Raw genomic sequence first — 14,961 nt, 5'->3', positions numbered from 1 at the left:
CTGAAAATCAAAGAAAACTAGTGCGCTTCGAAGCTAAATTTATAAAAGCCCGTGTCGTTTGCGTCGGAGATTTTTAGCAAAATTTGCCATTTGCCTTTTTTGGGGAGCGTTACGGGCTGCGTTTTTAAAATTTGCCCGTCAAATTTGGCGTTTAAATTTTGATTTTGCTCGTTCGTCGCGGGTCTGGTTAGTAAAATCTCATGCGTAAAATTCGGCACTACCGAGCCGTTTTTTGGCTCGACGGCAATCTTAAAGTATCCGTTTACCCCGTCAAATTCGGGCTCAAATTTAAGAGCGTATTTGGCGTCAAATCTGCGCTGGCTAGCCTCGATCTCGTTTATATTTTCATCGACGTTTTGGTAGCGCTCGAAGTAAAACTCGTCCATCTCCACGGGGTTTTTGACGGCCAGAATGATGGTCGCTACGCAGGAGGCGACTATCAAAATAAGCGAGATAACGATAGCGTGAGGCCAGTAGTTTTTAGCCATTTTTCCTCCTAAATTTTCTAAACGCGGCGACGCAAACGACAAGCGCGATAGAGCCGTAGATAAAAATCCTAAACGCATCAAGCGTCAGGCGGTTTTGGCTACCGATAGCGTTTTGCAAGCTCACGCCTTTACTAGCGGCGATCTGTTCGGCAAGATCCGCGTAGCCGTTTAAAAGGGCGGCATTAAAGATATCTTTGCCGTTTTTGGACGCTAGTATCGGCAAAATAGAGCCCGAGCTTGGATACGGGCTTAAAATTTTCTCTTTATCAAAAAGCTTTAGCGTCTGGGCGTCGGCGAAAATTTCCACCTTATGCTCCGTTTTAGCAAGCATCAAAAGCGCGTAAGGCGGGGTCAAATTTAGCTGCGCGGCCGCTTCTTTTAGCGTTTTGCCCTCCAAGCTCTCATAAACCGCAACCCCCGCAAATACGCCGCTTTTGCCAGCTAACTCCTCGCCTAAAACCGCGATTTTCTCGCTCACAGCGGGGCTTAAGATGTTTTGATTTACCAAGACTATCTCGCGAGGTAAATTTGAACCCTGCAAAATCGCCGCGCCGTAAAAAACAAAAAGCAAAAAGATAAAAAAGACGCGGATCAAATTCGCAAATTTGAGCGCGAGAAAGCAAAAAAGGATAGTTAAATTTGAGCGAGTAAAATTTATAAATCTCATCGGCCAAGTCGCGTATTTTCGCGCAAAAAGTAAAGCGAGCCGCTAGGATTTAAGCGTAAAATTTGAAAAAGAGCGGCAGAGTCTGCGCTCTTTGATTTATCAAATTTCATCCGACGAAAAGGTGATTTGGCGTTAGCACCGCCCACGCCGTAAATGCCGCCGCCGCGATGAGTCCCGCGACGATAAATTTCTCCAAAATCGCTTGCATATTTACTCCTTTACGCGCACTTGTTTGGCGTTATCCGCGCTTTTCATCTTTAGCTCGGAGGCGTTTAGCGAGTAGGGTTTTTGTGCGACTTCTTGCTGCAGCTTGATCGCGTAGTACGTGAGCGCCGCTAGGATCGCTAGCAGCAGCCCGGTCGCAATGAGCAGCCCGGTCACTCCGTGGAGGCCGAAAACGTTTCGATTCGTGTTTTCCATTTATTCTCCTTTAGAAAGCGAGATAACGTACTCGCCGACGGCTTTTTGCTGCAAGGCGTTTAGTCTGCCGTCGCTAAATTTAGGCATCGTACCGATAGCACCTTTTTTACCGTGTTGTAATACGTCCTCGATAAATGACGCCGTGCCGTATTTAGATAGATCAGGAGAGTTGCCCTCCATGCCTTTGCCGTCCTCGCCGTGGCACGCCGCGCAGGTCGCAAAAAGTTCCTTGCCGCTAGCTACCAAATTTTCGTTTTTGGTCTTTTTTATACCGGAAATTTCTTTAGCGATGTAGGCCGCGATCGCCTTTGCGCCCTCCTCGTCCGCCATACCCGCAGGCATCTCTCCCATCGGATACTCAAGGCCTTTTGAGCCGTTTATTATCGTATCATATATCCCCTCTTCGCTGCCCCATTTGGAAAGGTCTGCGGCCTTGCCGTTTATACCGTCGCCGGTTATACCGTGGCAGGAGGAACACTGCACTAAAAAAAGGCTTTCGCCCATGGCGTGAAGCGTCTTGGCGTCCACGTTTGCGAAGCGTTTTTCAAATTTAGCGTTTGCGGCGGCAACTTCTTCGTTGTATTCGCCGATTTGCGAGTAGGAGTTTACCGGATAGCCGGCGATCATATACCACAAGGCCCAGACGATACATATCGCATAAACTATCGCCCAGCCCAGCGGTACGGGATTTTTGTACTCGCCTATGCCGTCCCAGCTATGCTCGCTAAGCTCGGCCTTAGGTTTTGCTACCTTCATCTGCCCGACCAAGCGACTTACGACGAAAGCCGTGGCCAAAACGATAGCAATAGCTCCGATAAGCCCCAGTAAATTTACGTTATCTTCTAAATTAAACCATTGCATTATTTTTCCTTTTTAGTGTTTTGCTCTATAGACGTAGACTCTAAAATTTCCTCGTCGATACCGTCTTTTAGGGCGAGGTCGGAGTATCTTTCGTAGTTTCGCCTGCCGCTCTTTTCGGATCTATAAAGATGAAAATAGTATCCGTAAAGAAGCGCGGCGCACACGGCTAGAAAGATAAAAGCTCCGTATCCTTGGATATCTCTTAGAGTCTGCGCGTCCATAAATTCGCCTATTTTAAGCTATTTAGATAGGCGATGAGCGCCACTATCTCGCGGATCTCTCCGCGCTCAAAGGCCTTTTTGACCTCTTCGTCCTTCATCTCTTCAACTATAGCGGCGGCTTCTTCTTTGGCGGCTGCCTGCGCCTCCTCGTAGGTGCCTAGTCTTGGCATACCCTCTACGTCGTACGGTACGCCAAATACCTTTTTCGTCGTTACCGCCTCGCCGTATGCCGTCTCGATATCGGCGTTGTTGCTAAAGTGATGCTTGTAAGCAGGCATTATAGAACCGGGCACCACGGAGGTCGGCTCTTTCATGTGATTTTCGTGCCAGTCGGTGGTACGGTAGTTACCCACGCGCCAAAGGTCGGGGCCGGTCCTCTTTGAACCCCAAAGATGCGGGCGGTCAAACGCATACTCGCCGCTAAGCGAATACATGCCGTATCTATCGGTCTCGGCCTTAAAAGGGCGAATTTGCTGCGTATGGCAGGCGTTACAGCTATCTTTCATATATACGTGTTTGCCAGCAAGCTGTAAAACAGTCGGCGGCTTGGTTCCCTCAAGCGGCCTAGCCCTGTTGGCAAAATCAGGCAAGATCTCGATCACGCCCGCATAGGCGATAAATATAAAAACCATAACCGCGAAAAAGAAGGGATTTTTCTCTAACCAACTAAACATTAGCAACCTCCTTTACGCCCGCAGGACTCGCGCTTAACGGCTCTTTTTCGAGCGATTTGGCGCCAAAACTCTTGTAGATATTATAAACAAAGATAAAAAATCCAAGCAGATAAAGCAGTCCGCCCACGGCTCTGATCCAGTAGTACGGCACGATATTTATCACCGTATCGATAAACGAGTAGGCTAAATTTCCGTATTCGTCCGTCGCGCGCCACATCATACCCTGAGTGATGCCCGCGATCCACATCGACGAAAAGTAAAGCACTATGCCGATAGTCTGTATCCAAAACTGAGTTTCCATCAAGGATTTCGAGTAAATTTCGCGTTTAAACACGCGCGGCGTCATGTGATAAAGCGCCGCCATCGTCATAAATCCGACCCAGCCTAGCGTACCGTCGTGCACGTGGCCTGGCACCCAGTCGGTAAAGTGCGCGAGGGCATTTACGGACTTGATCGCTAAAATCGGCCCCTCAAGAGTCGAAAACATATAAAACGTCGAGCCCAAAATCATAAATTTGATAAGAGGATTTTCTCTAAGTTGCTGCCACTCGCCGCGCATCGTTAGAAGCATATTTATAGCCGAACCCCAAGACGGCAGTATCAAAACGACAGAAAACACCGAGCCCATCGTCTGCATCCAGTCAGGCACTGCAGAGTAGATCAGATGGTGTCCGCCAGCCCAAAGATAAAGGAACATCAGGCTCCAAAACGAGAAAATCGAAAGTTTGTAAGAAAATATCGGCTGACCGCTCTCTTTAGGAAGAAAGTAGTAAATTTGAGCGATTATCGGCACAGTAAACACAAACGCCACGGCGTTGTGCCCGTACCACCACTGCACTAGCGCGTCGTTGGCTCCGGCGTACATCGAGACCGAGTGCCACCAGTTGCCATATCCCGAAACCAGCTTGGTCGGTACGGCCATATTGTTAAACAAATAAAGCATCGCGATACCTAAAAACGTCGCGATAAAATACCAAACCGAGATATAAAGCGTCCTCTCACGGCGGATACCGATGAGGCCGAATATACTAACGCCCCAAAGCACCCAAAGCACGACCACGCCGATATCTAACGGCCACTCTAGCTCGGCGTACTCTTTTGACGTACTAACGCCGGCAAGTAGGCTAAACACGCCGCCGGCCATCACCAGCATATATATCCAAAAGTGCAGCTTGCCCACCGTCATCAAAAACGGCGACTCGCTCATCGAGACCTTTAAAACCCTCTGTCCGATATAGTACCATGTCGCAAATACGCCCGAAAGCATAAATCCAAATATCACGCCTGCCGTGTGTAGCGGTCTTAGGCGGCTAAAGGTGCCGTATTCGCCCGCGAGATAGTTTAGATCGGGATACGCCATCTGAAACGCTATAAAAACGCCGACGCTCATACCGACTATCCCAAACAGTATCGTCGCGAACATAAAATACTTGGCGACCGTGTAGTCGTAGCTTAGCGCCCTGTCTAGTCGCATCGATATCCTCCTTTGTTTATTTTGTTATTAGATTGTTATTTTATTAGATTTTTAGTGTAAAATCGCTTAACCGACCTAAATTTGCGTTTCAAATTTTACTTTTTCAGCTCGATTTTATAGCCAAGACCCGGCGAGTTTTTGATGAGACCGGCGCCTACTTTATCGCGTATTCGCTTGATAAAGGTTCTAACGGCGGGATCGTTTACCTTTTCGCCAAACCACACCACGTTTCTAATCTCCTCGGTTAAAACGAGCGTACCTATGCGTTTAACTAAAAGCGAGATAAAGGCCAGTTCTTTTTTGGTTAGCGCGATCTCGACGCCGTTTTTTACGAGCACTTTTTTGGTTTGATTAAACGAATATCCGCCCGAAATCTCGATGATATCGGCGCCTATGATTTTGGTTTTTACGATCTGTTCTAGCAGGGCGAAAAGCTCGTCCATATCGATAGGCTTGATCACGTATTTATCGATGCCCACATCGATAGCTTTTAGCAGTTTTTCCTTTTCGCTATACGCGCTTAGGATTACTACGGGCGTGTTTTTTGAGAACTCTTTTATCTGCCTTGACATCTCAAGTCCGTCCATGATAGGCATCATGATATCGGCTATCACGATATCGGGGCTAAATTTTTTAAATTTCTTAAGACCTTCGTCGCCGTTTGAGGCCGAGATAACCTTTTGAAATACGCCTGCGAAAACCTCTTGCATAGACTCCCTTATGCTATCCTCGTCCTCGACTAGCAGTAGCGTTAGCTCTTTAAAATTTTTCATTTTTCATCCTTTAGCGGCAGTTTTATCTCAAATTCCGCTCCAAATTTTACGTTTTTAGCGCCGGCGCTTCCGCCGTGATTTTTGACTATGCTTTTTAGCATATATAGGCCGATACCGGTGCCTAAGCTTGGGTGCTTGGTGGTAAAATAAGGCTCAAAAATCTTGTCCATTATCTCCTCTTTTATGCCGCCTGCATTATCCGTTACTCTTATGATAACGAATTTATCCTTTGTTTCTAAGCTTAGCGTTACTTTTTTATCGTTTTTTTTATTTGCCAGTGCATCTTTGGCGTTAGAAAGCAGGATAATCACGGCCTGACAAAGCTGCGACTCAAATCCGTAAATTTGACCCTCGCTTTTTAGCTCCAAATTTACGTCTATACCCTCTTTTTCGTAGGTTCCTTGCACCATCTTTAGCGCGTTTTCTACCGCAGCCGATGGCAAAAAAACCTCCTTCTCGCGCTCGACGCTAAAAAAGTTTCTAAAATCCTCGATCGTCTGCGACATACCCTTTATCACGCGCTTTGCGTGTTCGTAGCCGGCCTCGAATTTCTCGTTTGCTTTAACGCCCTCTTTTAGCTTAAAAAGCGTGATGCTAAGCTCGTTTAAAGGCTGTCGCCACTGGTGAGCGATGTTTGCGATCATCTCGCCCATCGAGGCTAGACGCAACTGTAAAAAGAGCATTTTGGTCTTTTCCTCGTTTTTCTTAATCTCGGCTTTTACCAAATTTTCTAGATTTTGGTTTAAATTTACGAGCTTGACCGTCTGCTCGGCGACTCTGTTTTCGAGATTTTCGTTTAAATTTAGCAGCTCTTTTTTCGTCTTTTCAAGCTCGTTGTTTAAATTTATCACGTCCGTCACGTCGTATCTGATCGCAAGAAACTCCTCGATCTGCCCGCTTAAATTTAAAATCGGTATAATGGTCGTGTTTAGATAGACGTCACGGCCGTCTTTGGTGCGGTTTCTTATCGTGCCTTTGTGCACTTTTTTGGCCAAAATCGTCTCCCAAAGCCGCGCGTAAACATCCTTTGGCACCTCGGGATGGCGCACGATGTTGTGATTTGCGCCGATTAGCTCCTCGCGCGTAAAGCCCGACATCTTACAAAACTCGTCGTTTACGAAGGTGATAGTGCCGTTGGTGTCGGTCTTTGAAACGATGTTACTAGCCTCGATAGCCTCTTGATACTGTCTAAATCGCTCTTTGATGTTATCCATTGCTCGCCGTAAATCCTATAAAAGCCAGGTAAATTCCGTAAATTATTATCGCCGCGCCGCTTAAATTTAGCGCGTATTTTTTAAATTTTTCGCTCAAAGCCTTTAAGACCAGCGCGTAAAAGCTCATCGCAAAAAAGCTAACCGCGCCGAAAGTCGCTGCGATGGCTGCGCCATTTGCCCCGCTGCCGCTAGCTACGGCCAAAGCTAAAAAATAATAAACCACCCCGCACGGCAGCAGTCCGTTTAAAAACCCGAGCGCTAAAAACCCAAGCACGCTATTTTTCGCGATCGCGGCTTTCATTTTTTCGTTTAAAATTTTGGATAAAAATGCGTTTTTCTCGATAAAATTAAGTAGCGCTCCGCGCCTAATGAGCGCCACGCCCAAAACCGCCATAAAAACGCCGACGGCAAAAAACAAGTAGCCTCGCGCCGCAAGAGATAGCGTAAATACGCCGCCAAACGACCCGAAAATAAAGCCAAGTAGCATATAAGCGCAAATTCTAGCTAGATTATATCCCGCTATCATCGCCGCGCTAAAAATTTTACCTTTACCGCTCAAAAACCGCGCGAGCAAGATAGCAAAACCGCCGCACATACCCGCGCAGTGGCCCACCGAGCTAAGCGCCGCGACGCTCAAAATCGAAACAAACTCCGCACCGCTCATCAAATTTGACCGTAAAATTTCATTTGCGAATTTTAGCCGCGCTGGGGCTAAATTCGGCTCGCAAATTTAACCCTAAATTTTGCTCAAATTTGACCGCGACTAGCAACTATAAAATTTCTAAAAATTGTTTAAAGATATATTTGCTCTCGCTCGGCCCGCCGCTAGCCTCAGGGTGATGCTGCACCGAAAATACCGGATAATCCTTGTATTTTACGCCCTCGATCGTGCCGTCAAAAAGATTTCTGTGCGTGATCTCGGCGACCTGTGAGATCTGCTCGGGAACGTTGTAGTTGTGGTTTTGCGCCGTTATCTCGACTGCTTTGGTTTGTAAATTTAAAACCGGGTGATTTGCGCCGTGCTGACCGAATTTTAGCTTGTATGTCTCAAAGCCGAATGCATTGCTAAGCAGCTGATGTCCGAGGCAAATACCGAAAATCGGCACCCTAGCCTCGATCAGCTTTTTTATCTGCGCGATCTCGTTTTTTAGGGCTTTTGGTTCGCCGGGACCGTTTGAGAGAAACACGCCGTTTATCTCGCCTTTGTTAAATTTAGCGATGAGCTCGTCTGCTTGTACGTCGTGCGGATAAATTTGCGTCTCAAGGCCGGTTTCGCAAAGCTCGTTTAGGATGTTTCGCTTCACGCCGTAGTCGATGACGGCGATCTTTTTGCCGTTTGGTTTTAGCGCGGAGTAGGCTTTGCTCGCGTGATCCCAGGCGCCCTTTTCGTGAGCGTAAATTTGCTCGGTGCTTACCTTTGCGACGTAGTTTATTTCTGAGATTCTAGGCGAGTTTTCGAGTAGTTTTTTTAGCTCTTTTTCGTCTGAAATTTCAGTTGAGATCACAGCGTGAAGCGCACCGTTATCGCGTAGCATCTTGGTTAAAAATCTCGTGTCGATATCGTAAACGCCGAATTTGCCTTGCTCTTTGAAAAATTCTTCCAAGCTTTTTTGCGAGCGGAAATTTGACGGCGTAGAGTTAAAATCCCTCATCAAAACGCCGCTAGCGTGGATTTTGGCGCTCTCCATATCGTCTTCGTTTACGCCTACTATGCCGATTTCGGGCATCGTAAAGACGATAAACTGACCCGCGTAGCTAGGATCGCTCATGATCTCCTGATAGCCGGTTAGACTCGTGTTAAAGACCATTTCGCCACTAGCCGTACCGCCCGCGCCAAAGACCTTCGCCTGCAAAAAAACGCCGTTTTCAAGGTAGATATAAGCTCTCACAGCATGCCTCGTTTTCTTAGCTCGTCCTCGTAGAGCCGCTCAAATACGATATCGTACTCCTCGGTGCCGGGGATCAGTTTGCGCTTGTAGCCGTCGATCTTGTCGATAACTACGTCTTGTAAAATTTCATACGTTTTTAGATACTCTTCGATCGAGCCGTAGATGATGTTTTTGATACGGTTTTCGGAGACCGAGTAGTCGATGAGTCCCTTTTTCCAAGCGTTTTGTAGCACGAGATGAGCGACGTTGCTAAAGCGGTCTTCGTAAGAAAGGATGACGCCGTACTCTTTGGCGAGCTTCTTTTTCACGAGCCAAAACATATTTTTTCTATCGACTTGCATGCTCTCCATATCGTCTTCGTTTTGGGCTAGTACCTCGTTTACGCGCTCTTCAAGCGCTTTTTCTTTTTGCAAATCTTCATCTAAAACTTCTTTCGCGCATGCCGCTACCGGCTCCACTCCGCGCGTTAAATTTACGAATCCGGACTTTAATAAATCAATAGCGATTTTGTGCGCGATGTAGGGTGTGTGTGGGAGTTTTATACGCATTTTTACCTCTCTTTTTGGGCTTGATTTTAACCAAAATTTGGTAAGAAATACCTAAAATCTCACGGCGTTTTTGTTTTGGCGGGCGTTTGTTTTTAGTAAAATTCAAATCTAAATTTGACGTGCGGATAAAAGTATTTTTGGCGTTTTTAAGACTGGATATTAGTTAAATTTAGGCTTTAGCGTTAAATTTGACCGCGGCGAATTTGAGGTCAAATTTAGACGCAAACCGAGATAAATTTAGAGCGGCCGTGGCTCTAAATTTACAAATTTAGCAGATTTCCAGCAGGGCCGTCGGGCGAGGTCGGAGAGACTTCTTGCGTTACGTTTTTTTCAGCCTTTATAAACGGCGGGCCTTGCTTGATTAAAAGCGTGATTTCAGACGCCGCGACAGGCTCCATTTTAGCCATTATCGCAGAGATTTTTTTAGGGCTTAGCGAGTACATGATGCTAGCCGCGTCCGCCCTATCCATCGCGCTTAGTACGTCGGCGGCGGCTTGGTCTTTCATCTTGCCGTAGGTCTCGCCGACCTTGTCGCTAGTCATCGCTTTTAGCTCTTTTAGGATTTCGTCGTTTTTCTTTAGCAGCTGCTCGGTCTGCTTTTTTTCCTCTTGCGCACGGGTTAGAGTCGCGTTTATCTCGGCCTCTTTGGCGGCTAGTTTGGCATTTCTCTCCTCAAAAAGCGCCGCCGAACTCGCACGAAAAGCCTCCAAAGCCTGCCTTGCTTCGTCTATTTTAGCTAGCTCTCTTTTTAGTTCGTCTTTTCTGGTTTCAAAGATCGAAACGCAGTCCACCGGGATCTTAAAGCCGCTTTGTGCCGGGTTTTGAACATTTGCGCCGTTTGCGCCCCAAACGCATAAATTTAAAGTTAGTAAAATCGAAAATTTTTTCAAGCCTTCGCCTCTTTTTGCCTAGTAAAATTCATCGTCGCAAACTCGTCCAGAGCCGCCGCTTCGGCCTTTTTTATCTTTTCTATTTGCGCGCTAAAGTCCTGCGTTTGCAGGTATTTCATCTTTTCGTACTCCAAATTTGCCGCCTTGTACTGCCGCTCGAGGTGCGCGATGTTTTTTTTCATTAGCTCTAGCCGCTCGGTTAGCAGATTTTTCTCTTGCCGCATAGCGCCCAGAAGCTCCAGCGAACCGCGCAGATCGGCCGCAGAGCCGCTTGATGGCATTTCAAATTTTGAAATTTGCTCGGCAGCCTGCGCTATGAAGCCCTCTATCATCGCCGCTTCGTTTCTGGTTCTTGCTAAATTTAGCTCGATTTTGTCTAAATTTCGCTTTTTTATATTTACGATTTGCGTAAATTTGCTTTTCATTTTATCGAACTATCGTGTCTTCGCGCTCCGGGCTAGTAGATACGATGCCGACCTTTACGCCCGTGATCTCCTCGATGCGTTTGATAAAGGCCTTTGCATTTGCGGGTAGATCGTCAAATTTACGCGCTCCAGCTACTTTATCCCAGCCCTCAAGCTCCTCGTAGACCGGTTTTACGCCCTCTAGGTCGCTTGGGAAATACTCGATTATCTTGCCGTTTTTCTCGTAGGCTTTGCAGATTTTTACCTTTTTAAAGCCGTCTAAAACGTCAAGTTTCATCAACGCAAATTTATCCACGCCGTCAAGCCTAGCGGCATATCTCACGCCGACCGCGTCAAACCAACCAGTGCGGCGCGGTCTGCCAGTCGTAGCGCCGTATTCGCGGCCGATATCGCGTATCTTTTCGCCGTCTTCGCCCATGTCCTCGGTCGGGAAGGCGCCGTTGCCGACTCTAGTCGTATAGGCTTTGATGATGCCGATTACCTCGCCGACGTTTTTAGGGCTTAGTCCGATACCGCTGCAGCTACCTGCTGTTACGGTGTTTGAGCTAGTTACGAAAGGATACGTGCCGTGATCGATGTCTAGCAGCGTGCCTTGCGCTCCTTCGAGTAAGATTTTCTTATCCGCGTCTATAGCTTCCCACACCATGTGCGTGGTATCTACGATAAATTTACCCAGCGCAGCCTCGTAGCTCTTTAGCTCGCCCAAAAGCTCCTCGCGCGCGGGCGCTTTTACGCCTAAAACGTCTAAGAACGCTTTATTTGCCGCAAAATCGGCCAAAATCGCGTCGCAAAGCTTTTCGGGATTTTTTAGCTCCCCTACGCGGTGCCCGCTACGGCTGATTTTGTCGCTATACGCAGGCCCTATGCCCTTGCCCGTCGTGCCGATAGCGTGTGCGCCTTTGGCCTTTTCTTTGGCTTGGTCTATTTGCGCGTGATAGGGCAAATTTAAATGCGCCTTGTCGCTGATAAATAGCCGCCCCGAGACGTCTCCAAACTGCTTTAGCTCTTCGATTATCTCGGCCGGGCAGAGCACGACGCCGTTGCCGATGATGTTGATTATATTTTTATGAAGTATGCCTGAGGGAACCTGATGCAGCGCGATTTTCTTGCCCTCTACGACGATCGTGTGGCCCGCGTTGTGCCCGCCTTGACACCTGCACACCATATCGTAGCCGCCGCTTAGCAGATCTACGATCTTGCCCTTGCCTTCGTCTCCCCACTGCACGCCCACTATCACGTCAGCCTTGCTCATACTCTCTCCTTTTGATCTAAATTTTCGATTAACGCGTCGGTATATACGCCAAATCCACTGCTTTTGATGCCCTCTATCTCGTAGTTGCCACCGCCGCTTAGCACGGCGTTGCCGCCTAAAAATCTAAAAAACAGCTTATCGTAATACCTCATCTTTGAATAATATAACGGAACAATTCTTAAATTTTCATATTTTACCGCTTGGGCTAGCTCTTTTATCTCAAGCAGCGCGGTTTTTATCTCGTTCGGTACTATCGGCAAAATCTCGTCAATGTCACCCACCGTATTTACGAAGGCTAGCCTTTTTAGCCACTCCTCGTTTTGATTTAGGATTTTTTCGATCTCGCCGTGCTCAAATATCGAAATAGGCAAATTTAGCAGCCTGCACACGATCTGCGGGATCGCGATGTGGCTGATTTGCAGCACGGGTGCTAGATCAAACGACTCAAAAAGCTCCTTTGCGATCTTGACGCTAGTAGCCAGATCGCTCTCGCCGATTAGCTCGGCGCCGATTTGATAAATTTCGGCGCTGGGGTACTTAAAAACGGGCTGGATGTAAAACCAGCGTTTAGGCTCGGTGTCTTTTAGACGTCTAAGTACGATTCGCACGACGTCCACGGTGCTATCGGCGCGCAGGCTGATTTGGTGATTTTCGTGATCGCTAAAGCGCACCAGAGCCGTTGGCTGCACGCTTAGATGCTGATGATACGAGAAAAAAGGCGTCACGATCTCGTGAAATCCGTTTTTTTCCAAAATTTCGCTCGCCGCGCGCTCGATCTTTCTTTTTAGTTTCGCGCTTTGCCCGAAATACAGCCTCGTGCCGCTTGGTATCTCGTGCTCGTAAACGTTTGCGTCAAATTCGCTCACTCTTGCTCCTTTGCTTTTGATTCGTTTCGGTCGCTCCAGGCTCTCTCCACGGCAGCTCGTGAAACGCCGCGACGAAATACGCGGGCTTGCCGCTCTCAAAAATCGTAACGATACTAAGCTGCTCTAAATAAATTTCGCCGTTTTTGCGCTTGTTATAAACTTCGCCGCTATAAAAGCCGTTTTTTAGCAGACTTTGCCACATATTTTCATAAAATTTAGCGTCGTGTACGCCGGATTTTAATAAATTCGACGGCTTGCCGACGGCCTCGCTCTTCTCGTATCCGGATACTTTGCAAAAAGCGTCGTTTACGCCGGCAAAAGTCCCGTCTAGCAAGACCGTAGCAACGCCCTCGCTAGAGTTTGCCAAAAGGCGCAAAATCGCCTCGCCGCGCAAGCCTTGTCCGCTTGATAAACTAGACGCCGCGCCTTGTAGCGAGATTAGATTTCGCGACAAATCGCATTCGATAAAATATCCGATCGCCTCGTCGATATTTTTGCCGTCTTGAGAGATAAATTTAACGAAAATATCGCATTTTACGCTCTCTAAATTTTTCCTCATCAGCCTGCAAGGCTGCAAGCTCTCAAACTCCTTTTTACGCAAATTTGCGCCGTAGAGTCTAAATTTGATATTAAATTCGTTTAAAAATTTATCCAAATCATCCGGATGAATAATGTTTTTAAAGTCAAAATCCGCAGCAAGCATCTCTGCGGGTTTATAGCCCAAAACGCGTTTGACGCTATGCGAGACGCCCGATACCGCGCCTACTAGCCCGCCTTTCCACGCGACGCTAAATGCCGGCGAATGCTCGCTCATCAAATCTTCCTTCGCCGCGTTTTTCTTTAAAGCATCGCTTTGCGTGATATCTTCTATCACGCAAAAGCCGATCTTTTCGCCACAGCTAAGCTCGTAGTTTTGTTTGCGGATGCGTATTTGTCTAGTTTGGCCGTCCGCCGCGATACGGCTCGTTTCGTAAATCTGCGCGCCGTCCTCTTGCAAAATTTTGATTTGAGCTAAATCCGGCGCGTTTAGCAGGGTTAAATTTTTGCCCTTTATCTCCTCCGCGCTAAGTCCGTAAAATTCGCAAGCCTTCGCGCTAGCCTCCAGTATCTCGCCGCTTTTTGCGTCGATTAAAAGCAAGATAAAAGGCCCTTTTTCAAACAAAAATCCAAATTTACTCGAGTATCTCTCAAGAGCCGTTTTGCTCGCCTCGCGCTCGTCAAAAAGGCTCTTTACGTCGCTTGCTATTTGCTCAAAATCGTCTATCTCGCCGAATTTTAAATACCCGTTTATCTCCTCGCCGCGCCTTGCTTTTCGCGTTAAATTTTTGATAACGTAGATGGGCTTTACGACGTTTTGTTTCATAAATTTAGCGTAAAATAGCGTAAAGAGCGAACCCGCGCCCAAAAACACGCCGCAAACTAGCAGAAAAATTAAATTTTCGCGCACGAGCTTGCTTAACGGATAATAAGACACGGCCGCAACGCCTTCGTTAGGCACTTTTGCCGCGAGATAAACGTCTTTTTGCGGCGAATTTAGCGCAAATTTTATCCCTCCGTCCAGGTAATCAGCAGGCGCGCCATATACGTCAAATATCTTTTTACGCTCCAAAACCAGCTCAGTATCACCGTGAAAAAGTATCTCGCCGTCGTCTGAGACGACGAAGGATTTCGCGCCGCCAAAGCCGCGGTTGTTGGTTAATTCATCATAAATGAAAGAATAATTTATCAGTACTGCTAAAATCTCTCCGCCACTCATCTTTATCGCGGTAAATCTCGATGCGGAGTCGCTTTTATCAAGGGCGAATTTAGAGCGAAGCGTCTCGCCAGCTTCCGCGTCGGCCCAAGGCTTAGATGCGAAAAAACCTTTATATTTCGCGCCTAGTTTCTCATCGGTCGTAAATTTTATCTCGCCGTTTTTATCGGCTATAAAAAACGCGACGTATTCCGGGCTATTATTTAAAGAAAATTCAAATACCGTCTTAACGTCGGCGGCGTTTGCGGCAAGGTATTTTTCTATCAGCCTTAGCTCCGAATCGGCAGCCGCGAAACGCTCGGACAAAAAGTTGCTAAAATAAGCATTCTGGGCGTAAATTTCGCCTTTTACGTCTTCAAATTTCAAATTTACGCCAAAGCCGGCCACGCAAATCAAAGCGGCGATAACGATAAAATTTACCATATATATCTTGCTTAAAACGGCGTAAGAAAGGGCGTTTTTATCGAGATTAGACTTAGCCAAAAGAAAAACCTTAAATTAATTTTACATAAACGGCTTATTGTAGCTGAATTTTGCTTGTTTTAA

At 47.1% G+C, this 14,961-nt stretch carries 18 protein-coding genes; all 18 read right to left on the bottom strand.

The window, feature by feature from the left end; genetic code table 11:
* Positions 1–17: 17 nt before the first annotated feature.
* The gene (locus Q0218_RS11435; protein WP_297969702.1) at positions 18–488 is read right to left on the bottom strand and encodes a FixH family protein; all 471 of its coding nucleotides are present in this window, start codon (positions 486–488) and stop codon (positions 18–20) included.
* Positions 481–1,155, bottom strand: coding sequence for a hypothetical protein (locus Q0218_RS11430; protein ID WP_297969700.1), 675 nt, complete (start codon positions 1,153–1,155; stop codon positions 481–483). The genes Q0218_RS11435 and Q0218_RS11430 overlap by 8 nt, the downstream gene beginning before the upstream one ends.
* A gap of 106 nt (positions 1,156–1,261) precedes the next feature.
* Entirely contained in the window at positions 1,262–1,363 is a 102-nt protein-coding gene (locus Q0218_RS11425; RefSeq protein WP_231679342.1) for a hypothetical protein, read from the bottom strand.
* Positions 1,364–1,365: 2 nt separating this feature from the next.
* Positions 1,366–1,575, bottom strand: a complete 210-nt coding sequence (locus tag Q0218_RS11420; protein WP_295143959.1) for a DUF4006 family protein — start codon at positions 1,573–1,575, stop codon at positions 1,366–1,368.
* On the bottom strand, positions 1,576–2,436 hold the full coding sequence (locus Q0218_RS11415) for a c-type cytochrome (RefSeq protein WP_297969698.1): 861 nt from the start codon (positions 2,434–2,436) through the stop codon (positions 1,576–1,578).
* On the bottom strand, positions 2,436–2,657 hold the full coding sequence (locus tag Q0218_RS11410; protein ID WP_297969696.1) for a cytochrome c oxidase, cbb3-type, CcoQ subunit: 222 nt from the start codon (positions 2,655–2,657) through the stop codon (positions 2,436–2,438). The genes Q0218_RS11415 and Q0218_RS11410 overlap by 1 nt, the downstream gene beginning before the upstream one ends.
* An 8-nt stretch (positions 2,658–2,665) precedes the next feature.
* On the bottom strand, positions 2,666–3,331 hold the full coding sequence (ccoO, locus tag Q0218_RS11405) for a cytochrome-c oxidase, cbb3-type subunit II (protein ID WP_122873280.1): 666 nt from the start codon (positions 3,329–3,331) through the stop codon (positions 2,666–2,668).
* Positions 3,324–4,805, bottom strand: coding sequence for a cytochrome-c oxidase, cbb3-type subunit I (ccoN, locus tag Q0218_RS11400; protein WP_297969694.1), 1,482 nt, complete (start codon positions 4,803–4,805; stop codon positions 3,324–3,326). The genes ccoO and ccoN overlap by 8 nt, the downstream gene beginning before the upstream one ends.
* Positions 4,806–4,900: 95 nt before the next feature.
* Entirely contained in the window at positions 4,901–5,578 is a 678-nt protein-coding gene (locus Q0218_RS11395; protein ID WP_297969692.1) for a response regulator transcription factor, read from the bottom strand.
* Positions 5,575–6,792: a PAS domain S-box protein gene (locus Q0218_RS11390; RefSeq protein WP_297969690.1), complete on the bottom strand. Its 1,218-nt coding sequence runs from the start codon at positions 6,790–6,792 to the stop codon at positions 5,575–5,577. Before Q0218_RS11390 ends, Q0218_RS11395 begins: the two co-directional genes overlap by 4 nt.
* Positions 6,785–7,456: a sulfite exporter TauE/SafE family protein gene (locus tag Q0218_RS11385; protein WP_297969688.1), complete on the bottom strand. Its 672-nt coding sequence runs from the start codon at positions 7,454–7,456 to the stop codon at positions 6,785–6,787. Before Q0218_RS11385 ends, Q0218_RS11390 begins: the two co-directional genes overlap by 8 nt.
* A gap of 106 nt (positions 7,457–7,562) precedes the next feature.
* Complete coding sequence (gene carA, locus Q0218_RS11380; RefSeq protein ID WP_297969686.1) at positions 7,563–8,681, bottom strand: glutamine-hydrolyzing carbamoyl-phosphate synthase small subunit; 1,119 nt, start codon at positions 8,679–8,681, stop codon at positions 7,563–7,565.
* Positions 8,678–9,229 carry a DUF507 family protein gene (locus Q0218_RS11375; protein WP_297969684.1) on the bottom strand — a complete coding sequence of 184 codons (552 nt, stop codon included), beginning with the start codon at positions 9,227–9,229 and terminating at the stop codon, positions 8,678–8,680. Before Q0218_RS11375 ends, carA begins: the two co-directional genes overlap by 4 nt.
* Before the next feature lie 260 nt (positions 9,230–9,489).
* On the bottom strand, positions 9,490–10,119 hold the full coding sequence (locus Q0218_RS11370; RefSeq protein WP_297969682.1) for a MotE family protein: 630 nt from the start codon (positions 10,117–10,119) through the stop codon (positions 9,490–9,492).
* Complete coding sequence (locus Q0218_RS11365; RefSeq protein ID WP_297969680.1) at positions 10,116–10,544, bottom strand: flagellar export protein FliJ; 429 nt, start codon at positions 10,542–10,544, stop codon at positions 10,116–10,118. The genes Q0218_RS11370 and Q0218_RS11365 overlap by 4 nt, the downstream gene beginning before the upstream one ends.
* Position 10,545: 1 nt before the next feature.
* Positions 10,546–11,796, bottom strand: a complete 1,251-nt coding sequence (locus tag Q0218_RS11360) for an adenylosuccinate synthase (RefSeq protein ID WP_297969678.1) — start codon at positions 11,794–11,796, stop codon at positions 10,546–10,548.
* On the bottom strand, positions 11,793–12,662 hold the full coding sequence (locus tag Q0218_RS11355) for an ATP phosphoribosyltransferase regulatory subunit (protein ID WP_297969676.1): 870 nt from the start codon (positions 12,660–12,662) through the stop codon (positions 11,793–11,795). The genes Q0218_RS11360 and Q0218_RS11355 overlap by 4 nt, the downstream gene beginning before the upstream one ends.
* Positions 12,649–14,898 (bottom strand): PAS domain S-box protein, encoded by a 2,250-nt coding sequence (locus Q0218_RS11350; RefSeq protein WP_297969674.1) that lies wholly within the window; start codon positions 14,896–14,898, stop codon positions 12,649–12,651. Before Q0218_RS11350 ends, Q0218_RS11355 begins: the two co-directional genes overlap by 14 nt.
* Positions 14,899–14,961 lie beyond the last annotated feature (63 nt).

The organism is uncultured Campylobacter sp. (assembly GCF_938039245.1).
Classification (GTDB): Bacteria; Campylobacterota; Campylobacteria; order Campylobacterales; family Campylobacteraceae; genus Campylobacter_A.
This window is presented reverse-complemented; position numbering and strand designations above follow the sequence as displayed.